This window comes from Streptomyces sp. NPDC002265 (genome assembly GCF_040296125.1).
Lineage (GTDB): Bacteria > Actinomycetota > Actinomycetes > Streptomycetales > Streptomycetaceae > Streptomyces.
Window position 1 is genome coordinate 1 of sequence record NZ_JBEOWS010000217.1, and the last position, 16,662, is coordinate 16,662.

At 73.5% G+C, this 16,662-nt stretch carries 11 protein-coding genes; 10 read left to right on the forward strand and 1 reads right to left on the reverse strand.

Going from position 1 to position 16,662, the window contains the following annotated elements:
* The 9 genes from ABT085_RS30440 to ABT085_RS30480 all read left to right on the forward strand — a co-directional run.
* Positions 1–1,679, forward strand: a 1,679-nt coding sequence (locus tag ABT085_RS30440; RefSeq protein ID WP_351614937.1) for an FtsK/SpoIIIE domain-containing protein, incomplete at its 5' end; no start/stop codon positions are given.
* A 188-nt stretch (positions 1,680–1,867) separates the two neighbouring features.
* Positions 1,868–3,247 carry an ABC transporter substrate-binding protein gene (locus tag ABT085_RS30445; protein WP_351614939.1) on the forward strand — a complete coding sequence of 460 codons (1,380 nt, stop codon included), beginning with the start codon at positions 1,868–1,870 and terminating at the stop codon, positions 3,245–3,247.
* Between the two features lie 70 nt (positions 3,248–3,317).
* Positions 3,318–4,598: a carbohydrate ABC transporter permease gene (locus tag ABT085_RS30450; protein WP_351614944.1), complete on the forward strand. Its 1,281-nt coding sequence runs from the start codon at positions 3,318–3,320 to the stop codon at positions 4,596–4,598.
* The gene (locus ABT085_RS30455; RefSeq protein WP_351614952.1) at positions 4,595–5,437 is read left to right on the forward strand and encodes a carbohydrate ABC transporter permease; all 843 of its coding nucleotides are present in this window, start codon (positions 4,595–4,597) and stop codon (positions 5,435–5,437) included. The genes ABT085_RS30450 and ABT085_RS30455 overlap by 4 nt, the downstream gene beginning before the upstream one ends.
* 142 nt (positions 5,438–5,579) lie before the next feature.
* On the forward strand, positions 5,580–7,841 hold the full coding sequence (locus ABT085_RS30460) for a bifunctional glycosyltransferase/CDP-glycerol:glycerophosphate glycerophosphotransferase (protein ID WP_351614957.1): 2,262 nt from the start codon (positions 5,580–5,582) through the stop codon (positions 7,839–7,841).
* A 228-nt stretch (positions 7,842–8,069) separates the two neighbouring features.
* Positions 8,070–10,271 carry a bifunctional glycosyltransferase/CDP-glycerol:glycerophosphate glycerophosphotransferase gene (locus ABT085_RS30465; protein WP_351614960.1) on the forward strand — a complete coding sequence of 734 codons (2,202 nt, stop codon included), beginning with the start codon at positions 8,070–8,072 and terminating at the stop codon, positions 10,269–10,271.
* 7 nt (positions 10,272–10,278) lie between these two features.
* Entirely contained in the window at positions 10,279–12,507 is a 2,229-nt protein-coding gene (locus ABT085_RS30470; RefSeq protein WP_351614963.1) for a bifunctional glycosyltransferase/CDP-glycerol:glycerophosphate glycerophosphotransferase, read from the forward strand.
* A complete protein-coding gene (locus ABT085_RS30475) occupies positions 12,504–13,808 on the forward strand; it encodes a hypothetical protein (RefSeq protein WP_351614965.1) in 1,305 nt (434 codons plus the stop codon). The genes ABT085_RS30470 and ABT085_RS30475 overlap by 4 nt, the downstream gene beginning before the upstream one ends.
* A gap of 84 nt (positions 13,809–13,892) precedes the next feature.
* Positions 13,893–15,491, forward strand: coding sequence for a hypothetical protein (locus ABT085_RS30480; protein WP_351614968.1), 1,599 nt, complete (start codon positions 13,893–13,895; stop codon positions 15,489–15,491).
* On the opposite strand, the gene ABT085_RS30485 is transcribed toward ABT085_RS30480, so the two are convergent.
* On the reverse strand, positions 15,481–15,894 hold the full coding sequence (locus ABT085_RS30485; protein WP_351614970.1) for an organic hydroperoxide resistance protein: 414 nt from the start codon (positions 15,892–15,894) through the stop codon (positions 15,481–15,483). The two genes, ABT085_RS30480 and ABT085_RS30485, sit on opposite strands and share 11 nt — an antisense overlap.
* A 122-nt stretch (positions 15,895–16,016) precedes the next feature.
* Here ABT085_RS30485 and ABT085_RS30490 point away from each other — a divergent pair, with 122 nt between their 5' ends.
* Positions 16,017–16,514 carry a MarR family winged helix-turn-helix transcriptional regulator gene (locus ABT085_RS30490; RefSeq protein ID WP_351614972.1) on the forward strand — a complete coding sequence of 166 codons (498 nt, stop codon included), beginning with the start codon at positions 16,017–16,019 and terminating at the stop codon, positions 16,512–16,514.
* Positions 16,515–16,662: the final 148 nt, after the last annotated feature.

The following is a 16,662-nucleotide window of genomic DNA, read 5'->3' on the forward strand; positions in this document are numbered from 1 at the left end:
CTCCCCGGCGCCCCTCCTGGGCCCGGGACGAGGCCGCGGCGGACGCGGCCGAGGGCTTCCCGGGGCCGTACACCGTGGTCGTCGTCGACGGCGACCCCGGAGGTACGGACCTGCGCGCGGCGGTGGCCCGGCTGGCGGTGGAGGGCCCGCGGGCGGGGATCCACGTGGTGTGCCTGGCCGAGACGGCCCCGGCCTCGCCCGCCTCCCCGGTGACGCAGACGTACGACGCGGCCTGCGCGGCGACCCCGGTGTTCCGCGAGTGCGGCGCGGTGGCGCTGCTCAGCGGGGACGTGGCGACGGCGGTGCAGCTGATGCGGGTCGCCGCGGACGCGTCCGGGCACGGCCCCGTCGGCCATGGCACGGTCGCCGCCGTGGACGCCGTCTCGCTCGCCTGGGCCGAGCGGTTCGGGCGGGCCCTGGCGCCGCTGCGCCCGGACGGCGCCCCGGGCCAGCGGCAGCCGCGCGTGTCGGTGCCGCTGCCCCAGGCGGCGCGGCTGCTGGACGAACTGGGTCTGGCCCGGGCGACCCCCGCCTCCCTGATGGCCCGCTGGGCCGACGCCGGTGACGACGCCGAGGCGCTCGGCGGCCGGGCTGCGGCGGTCCTGGGTGCCGGACCGCGCGGGCCGGTCGGCGTGGACCTCGTCGCCGAGGGCCCGCACCTGCTGGTCGAGGGACCGGCGGGCAGCGGGCGTACGGAGCTGCTGCGGGCCCTGGTCGCCTCGCTCGCCGCCGCCGAGCGCCCCGACCGGCTGGGCATCGTGCTGGTGGACGGCCGGGACGGCTCGGGCAACCCGGGCGGCGGCCACGGCGAGGGCCTGCGGGTCTGTACGGACGTACCGCATGTCACCACGCATCTGACCGCCAACGACCCGGTGCGCATGCGTGAGTTCGCGCAGTCGCTGAGCGCCGAGCTGAAGCGCCGGGCCGAGCTGCTCGGCCGCTCCGACTTCGCCTCCTGGCACGCCCACCGCGAGGTGTCGGGCCGTATCGTCGCCCAGCGCACGGCGTCGGCACGCGGCACGACCCGGCCCGGGTTCGGGTCCGCGGCCGGGCTCGCGCCGGGAGCGGGCCTCGGGTCCGAGGGCTCGGGCGATCTCGACTCCCCGCCCAGCGCGACGATCCGGCTGCGGCCGGGAGCGGCCGGGCAGCGCACCGAGGCGCCGCCGCCGCTGCCCCGGCTGGTGGTGGTCGTGGACGACCTGGACGCGCTGGTCTCCCCGGCGCTGGGCTCGCCCGGACGGCCCGCCGCGGGTTCCGTGATGCGCGCGCTGGAGGCCGTGGCCCGCGAGGGCGAGCGGCTCGGCGTCCACCTGGTGGCGGCCACCGGCCCCGACGGCCGTACGGCGGAGACGGAACCGGCCCGCCGGGCCGCGCTGCGGGTGACGCTGGAGGCACCGGAGTCCGGGGCGGACGAGCCGGCGCCGGGGCGCGGACAGCTCAGCGTCGCGGACGGGCGCACGGTCCCCTTCCAGGGCGGCCGGGTCACCGGCCGCATCCCCCGCACGGCGACCCTGCGCCCCACGGTCGTGCCGCTGGACTGGTCCCGTATGGGCGACCCGCCGGCCCGCCGTCCGGTGCGGGAGCTGGGCAACGGCCCGACGGACCTGGCGCTGCTGGCCAGCGCGCTGGAGCGGGCGGCCCGGGAGGTGTCGGCGGCGCAGGTGCCGTCCCTGCTCTGACACGTCTCGGGGTCTGTCCGCCGGGCAGGCCCCGAGTCCGGTCCGTCCCGATCACACCCGATCACGACGCGGTCACGATCGCCCACTTGACACCGTATGCGCTCTTGCCGACCCCATGGACCCGGCGTAGACCGGAGCGCACGGGGCAAGCGCTCGACGTTCGACGACGAACGAAGAACGGGGCAGTGATGCTGAGGACGAGCAGAACACACCGGACACGCACGGCCGCGAGGACCGCGGCAGCCGTCGCCGCGGGCGCACTGGCACTCTCGCTCACCGCGTGCGGCGGCGGCGGTGGCAAGAAGAGCGACGGCGGGAGCACCGCGAGCGCGGGCGGCACCGTCACCCTTCCCAAGCTGGACGGCACCACCCTGTCGGTCGCCGCCGTCTGGACCGGGGCCGAACAGGCGAACTTCAAGAAGGTGCTGGCGGAGTTCGAGAAGCGCACGGGCGCCAAGGTCACCTTCGTGCCCGCCCAGGACCCGATCATCAACTTCCTCGGATCGAAGATCGCGGGCGGTCAGCCGCCGGACGTGGCGATGCTGCCCCAGCCGGGCGCGATCAAGCAGGCCGTGGAGAAGAACTGGGCCAAGCCGCTCGGCGCCGAGGCGCAGGCCGAGCTCACCAAGAACTACTCCCAGGGCTGGCAGGACATCGGCAAGGTCGACGGCAAGCAGTACGGCGTCTACTACAAGGCCGCCAACAAGTCCCTGATCTGGTACAACGCCAAGGTCTTCGAGAACGCGGGGGCGAGCGAGCCGAAGACCTGGCCGGAGCTGCTGAACACCGCGCAGACGGTCTACGACTCCGGGGTGGCCCCGTTCTCCGTCGGCGGCGCCGACGGCTGGACCCTCACCGACTGGTTCGAGAACGTCTACCTCTCCCAGGCGGGCCCGGAGAAGTACGACCAGCTGGCCCAGCACAAGATCAAGTGGACGGACCCCTCGGTGAAGGAGGCGCTGACCACCCTCGCCCAGGTCTGGGGCAAGAAGGGCTACGTGGCGGGCGGCGCGGACGGCGCGCTCCAGACGGAGTTCCCCGCGTCCGTGACGCAGACCTTCACCGGCGGCGACCAGCCGAAGGCGGCCATGGTCTTCGAGGGCGACTTCGTGCAGGTCAACATCGGCGAGACGAAGGCGAAGGTGGGCACGGACGCGAAGGTGTTCCCGTTCCCGAAGGTCGGCGCCACCGCGCCCGTGGTCAGCGGCGGCGACGCGGCGGTCGTCCTGAAGGACTCCAAGGGCGCGCAGGCGCTGGCCACCTTCCTGGCCTCGCCGGACGCCGCGACCGTGCAGGCGAAGCTGGGCGGCTTCCTCTCCCCGAACAAGAACGTCGACCCGTCGGTGTACCCGAACCCGGTGCAGCAGAAGATGGCCAAGGCGCTGATCGCGGCCGGCGACGACTTCCGCTTCGACATGTCCGACCAGGCCCCGCAGGCGTTCGGCGGCACGCCGGGCAAGGGCGAGTGGAAGGACCTCCAGGACTTCCTGAAGAACCCGTCGGACGTGGCGGGCACCCAGGCGAAGCTGGAGAAGGACGCGGCGGCGGCGTACGGGAACGGGAGCTGATCCGGCGATGACGCCGGACACCCCGGCAGGGGTCCCCCCGGCCCCTGCCGGGCCGAGGAACCGCAAGAGCGTGACCGGCACCCGCAGGACCGTGGCGGCGCTGTTCCTGCTGCCCGCCCTGGTGCTGCTCGGCGCGCTCGTGGTCTACCCGATCGGGTACTCGGTCGTACGCAGTTTCTACGACCGCTCCGGTGACGGCTTCGCCGGATTCGACAACTACCGGGCCCTGTTCACGGACGACGGCATCCGCACGGCGCTGAAGAACAACGTCATCTGGGTGGTGTTCGCGCCCACGGTCGCCACCGCGCTCGGTCTGATCTTCGCGGTGCTGACCGAACGGGTGCGCTGGGGAACGGCGTTCAAGCTGGTCGTCTTCATGCCGATGGCGATCTCGATGCTGGCGGCCGGCATCATCTTCCGGCTGGTCTACGACCAGGACCCGGACAAGGGCGTGGCGAACGCGATGTGGGTCGGGGTGCACGACACGTTCGCGCAGTCGTCGGCGTTCCCGAACGCGCACCCGGGCCGTGAGTCGCCGCTCGTCGCCCGGGGCGGCGGGTTCGTCACCAAGGCCCCGGTGCGCACCGGCGAGGCCGTCGCCCTCCCGCTCGTCGGTGTCGCCCCCGACCAGATGCCCGACGGAGCCGCACCCGCCGCGAAGCCGAAGGCCGAACCGGGGAAGATCACCGGCACCACCTGGCAGGACTTCACCCGCGGCAAGGGGGTGGGCACGCTCGGCGCCCCCGACCCGTCCGAGCAGGGCTACTCCGGAATGCGGATCGAGGCGGTGAAGGACGGCCGGATCGTGGCGTCGGCGGAGGCCGCCGCCGACGGCAGCTTCACGCTCCCGGCCGCCGCGGACGGGGCCCTGCTGCGGCTGCCCGCGAGCAACTTCAAGGCGCCGTACAACGGCCTGGACTGGCTGGGCCCGTCGCTGGTCACCCCGGCCATCATCGGGTCGTACGTGTGGATGTGGGCGGGCTTCGCGATGGTGCTGATCGCGGCCGGGCTCGCGGGCGTGCCCCGCGAACTGCTGGAGGCGGCCCGGGTCGACGGCGCCAACGAGTGGCAGGTGTTCCGCCGGGTCACGGTGCCGCTGCTCGCCCCCGTCCTCGCGGTGGTCGCGGTCACGCTGATGATCAATGTGCTGAAGGTCTTCGACCTGGTCTTCATCATCGCCCCGGGGTCCTCCCAGGATGACGCGAACGTGCTCGCCCTGGAGCTGTACCGCAAGGGCTTCTCCGAGGACCAGCCGGGCGTCGCCAGCGCGATCGCGGTGTTCCTGCTGCTGCTGGTGATTCCGGTGATGTGGTTCAACGTGCGGCGGCTCAGGCGGGAGGTGCGGCGATGACGGCATGGCTGCTCGCGAAGGTCAACAGCGGTCTGGTCCGGGTCTTCCTGCTGCTGGTCGGCCTGTTCTGGCTGGTGCCGACGATCGGTCTGCTCCTGTCGTCGCTGCGCTCCCCCACCGACATGAGCGCGAGCGGCTGGTGGGAGGTCTTCGCCCGGCCGTCCCAACTCACCTGGGAGAACTACCGGAACCTGCTGCAGAACGGCGACATCACCGGCTCCCTGGTCAACACGGTGCTGATCACGGTCCCGGCGACCGTGCTGGTGGTGGCGATCGGCTCGCTCGCGGGCTACGCGTTCGCGTGGATGGAGTTCCCGGGCCGGGACTGGTGGTTCCTGGGCGTGGTGGGGCTGTTGGTCGTTCCCGTGCAGGTGGCGCTGATCCCGATCGCCGAACTGTTCGGCAAACTGGGTCTGTTCGGGTCCATCCTCGGGGTGATCCTGTTCCACGTCGGGTTCGGTCTGCCGTTCGCGGTGTTCCTGCTGCGGAACTTCTTCGCGGAGATCCCGCGTGAACTGCTGGAGGCGGCCCGCCTCGACGGTGCGGGCGAACTGCGGCTGTTCGCACGGGTCGTGCTGCCGCTGGGCGGCCCGGCGATCGCGAGCCTGGCCATCTTCCAGTTCCTGTGGGTGTGGAACGACATGCTGGTCGCGCTGGTGTTCACCGACGCGGACAGCCAGCCGATCACGGTCGCGCTCCAGACGCAGGTACGGCAGTTCGGCAACAACATCGACGTGCTGGCGCCGGGCGCGTTCATCTCCATGGTGATCCCGCTGGCCGTCTTCTTCGTGTTCCAGCGGCAGTTCGTCACCGGCGTGATGGCGGGCGCGGTCAAGTAGGCCCGGTTCAGGGGCGGGCCGAAGTCACCGGCCCGCCCCTCGCCGTTCACCCGGCATCCCCCGTATGCCGCACACACCGTAACCAAGTCACTCCATCGGACGTTTCCGGGCAGAACGCCCCGTGCCGACCCATGGATGTCCCGTGCCCAGGTTCAGTGTCATTGTCCCCGTGTACAAGGTTCAGGCGTACCTGCACGAATGCCTGCAATCGGTGCTCTCGCAGTCGTACGCCGATCTGGAACTGATCGCGGTCGACGACTGCTCCCCGGACGCCTGCGGCGCGATCATCGACGAGTTCGCGGCGCGCGATCCGCGGGTACGGGCGCTGCATCTGCCGGAGAACCGGGGGCTGGGCCCGGCCCGCAACGCCGGCCTGGCCCAGGCGACGGGCGACTACCTGGTCTTCCTCGACTCCGACGACACGCTCACCCCGGGTGCGCTCGGCGCGATCTCCGACCGGCTGGAGGCGACCGGCGAGCCGGACGTGCTGGTCTACGACTACGCCCGCACGTTCTGGACCGGCGAGAGCGTCCGCAACAGGTTCGCCGGCCGGCTCACCGAGGAGGGCCCGGCTCCGTTCCGGCTCGCGGACCGGCCGGACCTGCTGCGGGTGCTGATGGTGGCCTGGAACAAGGCGTGCCGCCGGGACTTCGTGGAACGCGAGGGGCTGCGGTTCCCGCCCGGCTACTACGAGGACACGCCCTGGACCTATCCGCTCCTGATGGCCGCCGGGTCCCTCGCGACCCTGGACCGGGTGTGCGTGCACTACCGCCAGCGCCGCCAGGGCAACATCCTCGGCACCACCAGCCGCCGGCACTTCGATGTGTTCGAGCAGTACGACCGGGTCTTCGCGTTCCTCGAGGAGCGGCCCGAACTCGCCTGCTGGAAACCGCTGTTGTTTCGCCGGATGATCGACCACTTCTCGACCGTGTTCACCAGGCCGGGCCGGCTGCCGCGCGCCGCCCGCGCCGAGTTCCTGCGCAGGGCCCGCGCCCAGTACCGCCGTCACCGCGTCCCCGGCGCCCCCGCCTCCCTGCGCTCCCGGCTGCGGCACGGGCTGGTCCGCCTGGGCCTGCACCGCACCTACCGCGCGGTGCAGCGGACGACGGGCCTGTACCGCGGGGCCGCGCGGCTCGCCGGCCGGCTGCGCAGGACCCTGCGGGCCGGCGCGTTGCAGCTGCACTACCGCGTCCAGCTGCGCCTTCCGCTGCGCGCCGACCACGCGGTCTTCGCGGCCTACTGGGGCCGTGGCCACAGCTGCAACCCGGGCGCGCTGGAGACCGCCTTCCGCACCCACGCCCCGCACATCCGCACGGCGTGGATCGCCCGGCCCGAGTACCACGACACGATCCCGGCGGGCACCGGCCGGCTGACCCCGGGCACGGCCGCCTACTGGACGGCACTGGCCCGCTCCAAGTACCTGGTCAACAACGTCAACTTCGACCGGCGCCTGGTCAAGCGCCGCGGCCAGGTCTTCGTCCAGACCCAGCACGGCACCCCGCTCAAGCGCATGGGCCTCGACCTCCAGGACCGTCCGGCGGCGGCGCGCGGGATGGACTTCGCAGAACTCCTCAGGAACGTCGACAAGTGGGACTACGTCCTGTCCGCCAACCGCCACACCACGCTGACCTGGGAGCGCGTCTACCCCGGCGGCTACACCACGCTGGACTACGGCTACCCCCGCAACGACGTCCTCCAGCGGGCGAGCGCGGCGGACACGGCGCTGCTGCGGGCGTCCCTGGGCATCCCCGAGGGCACGATGGCGATCCTGTACGCGCCGACGCACCGCGACTACCGCGCCGGCCGGCACACCCCGCTGGACCTGGAGCGCCTGGTGCGCCGCCTGGGCCCGCGCTTCATGATCCTGGCCCGCTCCCACCAGGGGCAGGCAGGCCCGCCGGCCCGGGGCACCCGCATCGTCGACGTCACCGGCCACCCGAGCGTGGAGTCGCTGTGCCTGGCCGCGGACGCGCTGGTCACCGACTATTCGTCGATCATGTTCGACTACGCCAACCTGGACCGGCCGATCGTGATCCACGACGCCGACCGGGAGGCCTACGAGGCGACCCGCGGCACCTACTTCGACCTGCGCGCCTTCCCGCCGGGCGCGGTCGCGCGCACCGAGGACGAGCTGATCACCGTCTTCGCGAGCGGCCACTGGCGCGGAGCGCGCTCCGACCGGCTGCGCGCCGCCTTCCGGGAGCGGTTCTGCCCGTACGACGACGGACACGCCGCCGAACGGGTCGTACGCCATGTGGTCCTGGGCCAGACGCCGGGGCTGCCCGCGGTCGTACCGCTCGAACGGCGGCGGCCGGTGCCACCGGCTGCCGGAGCGCTCACGAGTTCCCCACTCGCCCGGGCGGCGCAACCTTCCGGGCCGCACCCCGTCACCGACAGCCACTGAACGCCGTTTGCCCCATCGGGAGTTCCCATGCCTCTCAGCACCTCGCGGCCCACCCCGACCCGGCCGCCCACCTGGCGGCCGACCGGGCGGCCGGGCCGTGTCCGTACGGCCTGAGCACCAGGACCCGGACCGGCCCCCGGCCGGGAGAGCCGGCCGCCACCCCGGCCGGGCTCCCGGTCGCGCCCTCGGCCGGGACCCCGGCCAGGACCTCGACAGAGAAAGAGCAGAATGCCCCGCTTCAGCATCATCGTCCCGTCCCCGGGGATCGGAGGCCGGCTGTCCCTGGCGCTGGACTCCGTCCTCGCCCAGTCCTTCGGCGACTTCGAGCTGATCCCGGTCTGTGACGCGCCCGGCGCCCCGGCGGCGGAGGTCGCCGCAGGCTACGCAGGGCGGGACGCGCGGGTGAGGCCGGTGCACTCACCGCCCTCCGCCGGTCCGGGCGCGGCGCGCAACGCCGGGATGCGGGCGGCCTCCGGCACGTATCTGCTGTTCCTCGACGGCGACGACACGCTGACCCCGGGCGCGCTGACCGCGCTGGCCGGCCGGCTGGACGCCACCGGTGACGTCGACGTCCTGTACTTCGGGCACGAGCGCACGCCGTGGTGGGAGGGCGAGCCGACCCGCCCGGCGGCGCCGCTGCTGGCCCAGGCCCCGCCGGGCGCCTTCGCCCCCGACCGGGCGCCCGAGGTGACCTGTGTGCGGCTGCCCGTCTGGAGCGCCGCCCACCGCAGGGCGTTCCTCGCCGAGCGGCGGATCGCCTTCCCCGACGGCCACTTCGCGGAGCTGGGCTTCGGCGGCCTGGTCACGGTCGCGGCCGAACGGGTCGCCGTACTGGACGCGGTGGTCGTACGGCACCGGCTGCGCCGTCAGGGCAGCCGGCCCGACCAGCCGGGCGCGCACCACTTCGAGCTGCTCGACCAGACGGACCTGGTGCTCTCGCGGGCCGCCGGGCAGGGGCTGTCCGGCGAGCGGACGGCCGCCCTGTTCGAGCAGCTGTTCGCGCAGGTGCTCAGGACGGCGGCGCACCCCCGTCGGCTGCCGTCGCGCAGGCGCGCCTTCTTCCGCCGGGCCGCCCGTCTGTACCGGCGCCACCGCCCGGCCGGTTTCCGCAGGCCGGGCGGCAGTCCGGGCGTGCAGCACCGGCTGCTGGCGGCCGGGGCGTACACCGCGTTCCGTGTCCTGCGCAGCGCCAACCAGGCCGCGGCGCGGGCCGCCCGGAGCGTCCCGCGCCCCCGGATGCTGCGTACCCGGCTGCTGTACCGCAGGCAGCTGCGCCGCCCGCTCGATCCCCGGCTGGCCGTGTACTGCGCCTACTGGGGCCGCGGTTACGCGTGCAGCCCGGCCGCCATCCACGCCAAGGCCCGTGAACTCGCCCCGCACATCCGGTCGGTGTTCCTGGTGGAACCCGAGCATGCGCACACCATGCCGAAGGACGTCGAGCACGTGGTGATCGGCAGCCGCCGCTACTGGGAGGTCCTGGCCCGTGCCACGTATCTGGTCAACAACGCCAACTTCGCGGAGGACGTGGTCAAACGCGCCGGCAGCGTGCACGTGCAGACGCAGCACGGCACGCCGCTGAAGAAGATGGGCGTCGACCAGTCGACGTACCCCGTGGTGGCCGCGGCGACCGGCAGTTTCACCAGGCTGCTGGGCCGCGTCGACCGCTGGGACTACAACCTCTCCGCCAACCGCCACTCCACCCAGATGTGGGAGCGTGCCTTCCCCGGCTCCTACGAGGCGCTGGAGTACGGCTATCCGCGCAACGACGTCTACCTCACCGCGACCGCCGAGGACGTCGCCCGGGTCCGCCGGGAGCTGGGCGTCCCGGAAGGTGCCACGGCCGTCCTGTACGCGCCGACGCACCGCGACCACCAGAGCGGCTTCGAGGCGGGCCCGGACCTGGAGCGGTTCTGCGCGGAGGCCGGCGAGGACGTGGTGGTCCTGCTGCGCGCCCACTACTTCTACGACCGGGGTCACGGCACCGGCAGCGGCCGGATCATCGACGTGACCTCGCACCGCTCCTCCGAGGACGTCTGCCTGGCCGCCGACGCGCTGATCACCGACTACTCGTCGATCATGTTCGACTACGCCAACCTGGACCGGCCGATCGTCGTGTACGCCGACGACTGGGAGGTCTACCAGGAGACCCGGGGCGTCTACTTCGACCTGCTCCAGGCGCCGCCCGGCCCGGTGGCGCGCACCCCGCGGGAACTGGCCCGGGTCTTCGCCGACGGCTCGTACGCGGGGCCGCGCTCCCGCGCGCTGCGGGCCGCCTTCCGGGAGCGCTTCTGCCAGTTCGACGACGGCCGGGCCGCGGAGCGGGTGGTGCGCCGGGTGCTGCTCGGCGAGCCGCCGGAGGCGATCCCGCCTGTGCTGCCGCTCGACCGGCGCGTCCCGGCCCCCGCCGCCGCCACTCTCGTGAGGAGCTGACCCCGCAGTGCCCCGCTTCAGCGTCATCATCCCCTGCTTCAAGGTGCAGGGCTTCCTGCGCGAGTGCCTCGACTCGGTCCTGGAGCAGTCGTACCGGGACATCGAGGTGATCGCCGTCGACGACCGCTCCCCGGACGGCTGCGGAGCGATCCTCGACGAGTACGCGGCCCGCGATCCGCGCGTCACGGTGCTGCACCTGCCGGAGAACGTCGGCCTGGGCCGCGCCCGCAACGCCGGGATGCCCCACGCCACCGGCGACTTCCTCTTCTTCCTCGACAGCGACGACACCCTCACCCCGGGCGCGCTGCGCGCGATGGCCGACCGGCTCGACGAGACCGGCGACCCGGACGTCCTGGTCTTCGACTACGCCCGCACCTACTGGTGGGGCGGCACCCGGCGCAACGCCCTCGCGCATCTGCTCGCGGACATGGGCGAGGGCACCTTCACGGCCGCCGGGCGCCCGGAGATCCTCGATCTGCTGATGGTGGTCTGGAACAAGGTCTACCGGCGGGAGTTCGTGACGGAGAACGGCTTCGAGTTCCCGCCGGGGTACTACGAGGACACGCCCTGGACGTTCCCGGTGCTGCTCAGCGCCGGACGGATCGCCACGCTGGACCGGATCTGCCTGAACTACCGCCAGCGCCGCCAGGGCAACATCCTGTCCACCACAAGCCGCAAGCACTTCGACATCCACGACCAGTACGAGCGGGTCTTCGCGTTCGTCGCAGCCCGCCCGGAACTGGCCGGCTGGCTCCCCTGTCTGCACCGCAAGATGGGCGAGCACTGCCTCGACATCCTCGCCAAACCGGACCGGCTGCCGCCCGCGGACCGGGCCGAGTTCTTCCGGCTCACCGCGCGGATGTTCCGCAGGCACCGGCCCGAGGGAGCGTCGGCGGGCGGGGAACTGCGGCTGCTGGAGGGCGGCTACCCGGCCTATCTGCTGAAGCGGGGCACCGGCCGGGCGGCCCGGGCGCTCGGCCGGCGGGCCCTGCCGGTGTCCAGGGCTGCGGCCGGGCGGCTCGGGCAGGGCTGGTCCGCGCTGCACGCCCGCCGTCCGCTCGACCCGCACCTCGTCGTGTACTCGGCGTTCTCCCACCGGGGTGTGCTCGGCGACCCGGCGGCCGTCTACCGCAAGGCCCGCGAGATCGCCCCGCACCTGCGCGGGGTGTGGGTGGTGGCCGGCGAGGAGGAGGCGGCCGACCCGGCGCTGCTGCCGGAGGGCGTGGAGCACGTCCTGCTCGACTCCCTGCGCTACCGGGAGATCACCGCGCGGGCGACGTACTTCGTCAACAACGTCAACTGGCCCGGCACCCTGGCCAAACGCCCCGGCAGCGTGCACATCCACACCCATCAGGGCACCCCGCTGAAGTACATGGGGGCCGATCTGCGGGACAAGCCCGGCGCCCGCTACGGACTGGACGTGCCGCAGATGCTGCGCCGCGCCGACCGCTGGGACCACAGCCTGGTCGCCAACCGGCACTCCGAGCTGGTGTGGGAGCGGGCGTACCCGTGCCACTTCGCGTCCGCCCGCACCGGAAGCCCCCGCAACGACGTCCTGGTCGGCGCCGGACCGGACGAGTGCGCGGCCGCCCGGGACCGGCTGGGCATCCCACCGGGGAACACCGTCGTGCTGTACGCGCCGACCCGCCGCGAGTACCGGCGCGGCGGCCATGTCGACCGCCTCGACCTGGCCCGGTTCGCCGGGGACCTGGGCCCGGGCCACACCCTCGTCGTACGGCTGCACCCCTCGCTCGCCGCCGGTCCGGCGCGCGGGCTGGGCCTTGCGGACCTGCACCGGCGCGGGGTGCTGCTCGACGCGACGGACGAGCCGCACGTCGAGACGGTGCTGCTCGCCTCCGACGTGCTGGTCACCGACTACTCGGCCCTGATGTTCGACTACGCCTGCCTGGACCGGCCGATCGTCGTCCACGCCGACGACCAGGCCGCGTACACGGCGAGCCGGGGCACCTACTTCGACATCACCGCCGAGCCGCCCGGCCATGTCTCGCGCTCCTACCGGGAACTGGCCGGGCTGCTGGCGTCCGGCGGCTGGCGCGACGAGGAGTCGGCGCGGCTGCGGGCCGGCTTCCGGGAGCGGTTCTGCACGTACGACGACGGACGCGCCGCCGAACGCGTCGTACGGACGCTGCTGCTGGGCGAGTCCATGCCGCCCGCGGCCGGGCGGGTGCGGGTGCCCGCACCCGCCTGCGGACACGACCTGCTCGCGTCCTCGTGAGGCCGCGCACCTGGGTCCTCGTGCTGGGCGTGGTCTTCGCCCTGCTCCAGCTCGCGAACGTGACCGGCCGGGAAACCCCCGACAGCAAGAACTACCTGGCGTACGCGCTGAGTCTGCGCGGCGAGAACAAGGACGCGACGGCGGCCGCCACCATCGACTACGTCTGTGCGAGCCGGGCGGCGCTGGCCGCCCGCGACCAGAAGGTGGACGTGGTGCACTTCCACCGGGCGGACCCCGCTCCGCAGGTCCTGGCGGAGTGCCGGGCCCGGGAGCTCCAGGTCGTCGAGGAGCGGCTGGCGGCCGGACAGACCGGCGGGCGCACGCTGCCGTACCTCTCGGAGCGGTTCATGCGGATCTTCGAGGTGCGGCCCGGCTATCCCGTGTTCCTGCTGCCGTTCATCACGGTGTTCGGTGTGACGTGGGGGGTGTGGGCGGCGAGCGTCGTGGTCACGGTGGCGGGCGGTGTCCTCGTCTTCCTGATCCTGCGCACGCTGCGGGTGCCGGTGCCGCTGTGCCTGACCGGGCAGGCCCTGTTCTACGTCCTGCCGTGCGGCACCACCGCCATGCGCCCGATGGCCGAGGGACTGATGCTGGCGCTGACCCTGACGGCGGTGTGGGGCTGCGCGCTGGCCCTGGACCGCCGGGTCCGCGCGGGCACGCTGCTGGTCTGCGGGGCGCTGGCCGCGCTGTTCGCCGTGAAGCACTCCCAGGCGCTGTTCCTGGCGGGGTGCCTGGCGGCGGCCGGCGCGGTGATCGCCGTACGGCGGTGGCGGGCGGGTGCGCCGCACCGGTGGGGCCCGGCCGCGGTCGCGGTGGCGGGCTGCTGCGGCGCGCTCGGCACGGTGCTGCTGGCGAACGCGCTGCACTACCCGTCCGGTTCGGAGAGCGTCCAGGACTTGCTGACGGACCACTTCGCGCGGCCCGACCGGATCCGTCCCTGGGCGGAGTTCCGCCAGCTCCAGGGCAACTTCTGGCCGGAGTGGCTCAGGCGGCAGGTGCGCGAGCCGCTGTTCCTGGCGGCGCTGGCCGCCGGGGCGTGCGGGGCGCTGCGGCGGCGAAGGGCGTTCGGCGGCTTTCTGCTCGCGGCCGCCTTCACCGGGTTCCTCACCCAGGCCGCGCATCCCGACATCACCGTCTGGGGCGACCGGCTGATCGTCCTGGCCTGGCTGCTTCCCGTGGTGGGGGTGCCGCTGCTGCTGGAGCCGCTCGTACGGGGCCGGGTCGTCGTCCCCGCGCAGGACCGGGCCGGGGACAGGGCGGGTACGGGGGCCGGGGCCCGGACGGCCGGGCTCACCCGATGAGGTGACAGTCGGGTGGGCCCGTGATCACGGCGGGAAGGTACGGCCAATGCCCCTGATGTCCTTCCACGCCCCCGCGCCGGTCCGGTGAGCTCCGGCGCCCTCGTCCGACGGCCGGCCCGCGGGGCCACCGCGCTGCGCGGCGGCGGCCGTCTGCGGCGTCCCACGCCGTACCAGGTCTTCGGCTTCCTGTTCTGGCTGGTGATGTCGCTGGCGTACTGGCGGGTCCCGCTGTGCTGCGACGCGGGGCAGCACGCGGCGGTCGTCGAACGCCTCAAGGCGCACCTGCTGCACCCGCGCCATCCGATGGCGGACCTGCCGGGCGCGGGCAGCCCGTACTACTCGCCGTACGCGCTCGCGCAGGGTGTTTTCGCCCGGCTGACGGGGCTGTCCGGCTGGGAGGTGGTCAAGCTCGCCGGTCCGCTGAACCTGCTGGTGCTGCTGACCGGCATCGGCCGCTTCGTGAAGGTGCTGTCGCCCCGGCCGTGGGCGCCGGTGCTGGCGCTGACGTCGATGACGCTGCTGTGGGGCACCGAGCGGGCCTGGTGGAGCGGCTATCTCGGCCTGATGTCGATGACCGGGACGCTCGCCTACCCGTCGGCGTTCGCGGCGGGGCTCGCGTTCTGGGCCTGGTCGCTGACCGGCGCACGGGCCCGCGACACCCGGCGGGTGCGGTACGTGGGGCCCAGCGGACTGCGCGGTTTCGCCGGGTACGCGGCGGTCGGCGCGCTGTACGGGGTGATCCTGCTGGTCCATCCGATCACGTCGGTGGCGGCGGTGGCCGGGGCACTGGCCTGCGTCGCGGGATGGCAGCGGGGCCGGCAGCCCGCCGTGCTGGCCCGGTGGGCGCTGGCGGGCGCGGTGGCCGTGGCCGTCGGGGCCTGCTGGCCGTACTTCGACGTGTTCGCCCTGGCCGGGGACGGCAGCGTGGACGCGATGCACCGGCGGCTGTACCTGGATCTCGGCGGCCACTTCTGGCTGGCCCTGCTGGGGCTGCCGGCGCTGTGGCTGCGGGCCCGCCGCTCGTCGTGGCGTGATCCGCTGGTGCTGATGACCGCGCTGGACTGCCTGGTGGTGGCCTACGGCTGGTTCAGCGGGCACTACACCTACGGCCGGATCCTCGGGCTGACGCTCGTGGGGCCGCAGTTCGCGCTGGCCGTGGAGCTGGCGGCGGCCCGGCCGTGGCCGGTGTGGCGCAGGGTGCTGGGTGTGCTGGCGGCGACCGGGGCCTGCGTCGGCTTCCTCACCGTGCAGGCCGGGGCCGTGATCCCCCGGGAGCTGGACCCGGTCGGGTTCGAGCAGCCGCCGGACTGGCCGGCGTACGCGTGGGCCGCGCAGCACATGGGGCCCGGCGAGGTGGTGATCGCCGACGGGTACTACGCCGTCCATGCGATCGCGGGCTACGGTCCGAACCTCGCCGCGCCCGCCTGGCCGGACGCGGCGCTGGACGAGCGGGTGCGGCTTCGGCGGCTCGCCGACGTACAGGCCTATCTCGCCCCGTCCGCGACCCGCGCCGAGCGCACCGCGATCGGCCGCCGGTACCACGTGCACTGGCTGCTGCTGACGCGCTGGCGCACCGTGCCCGAGGAGGCGGTGGTGGTGGCGTGGAGCCGCCGGACGGGCGAGGTGCTGGCGCGGGTCGACTACGGCGCCGGCCGGAAGTCCGCGGCGGGACCTACTCGATGACGAGGGTGACGTCGATGTTGCCGCGGGTGGCGTTGGAGTAGGGGCAGACCTCGTGGGCCTGCTCGACCAGCTTGCGGCCGGTGCTCTCGTCCACGCCCTCGGGCAGCTCGATGCGCAGGGTGACCTTCAGGCCGAAGCCCACGCCCTGCTTGCCGATGCCGACCTCGCCGGTGACGGCGGCGTCGCTCACGTCCACCTTGGCGGCCCGGCCGACCACACCCAGGGCGCTGGCGAAGCAGGCGGCGTAACCGGCGGCGAAGAGCTGCTCGGGGTTGGTGCCCTGGCCGTTGCCGCCCAGCTCGGCCGGCGGGGCGAGCTGGACGTCCAGCTTGCCGTCGGAGGAGTAGGCGCGGCCGTCGCGGCCGTGCGTTGCGGTGGCGACAGCGGTGTAGAGCGCGTCCATGGAAGACCATCCCTCTCGAAGTGACGTTCCGGCGGCCCGGTCCGGCCGCCCTCACGACCACAAGTAGAGCACGCAATTCAGTTGTGCGCAATTCAATGGCTCGCAAGAGCTACCCTGGGGGCATGACGCCCACCCAGACGCCCAGCACCGAGGCCGAGACCGGGGAGAACTGGCTCCGCCTCGACCGCCAGATCTGCTTCTCCCTGCACGCCGCCTCGCGCGCCTTCAACGGCGTCTACCGCGTGCTCCTCAAGGACCTCGGACTCACCTACCCGCAGTACCTCGTGATGCTGGTCCTGTGGGAGCAGGGCGACCTGCCGGTGAAGAAGCTGGGTTCGTTCCTGCGTCTCGACTCCGGCACCCTGTCGCCGCTGCTCAAGCGGCTGGAGGCGGCGGGTCTGGTCACCCGGGAGCGCAGCGCGCGCGACGAACGCTCGGTGGAGGTACGGCTGACCGGGCCGGGCCTGGCACTGCGGGAGCAGGCGCTCCAGGTGCCGCGCCGGATCGCCGCCGCGACCGGCTTCGGCCTCGACGAGATCCGTGACCTGCACGAACGCCTCGACCGGCTCACCATGGCGCTGGACGCGGCAGCGCTGGAGGAAACACCCGGCTGCCCGTAGCCGGGCCGCCGGCGGGCGGCGCGACTCGGGGCGGGCCGGCCGAGGACCAGCCCCCCGGGAACGGACCGGCCGGGCCCCGACCGGTCCGGGGCAGGTCCGCCGGGGCCGGGCGGCGCACGTAGAGGCGCAGGACGGTTCCCCCTCTGAC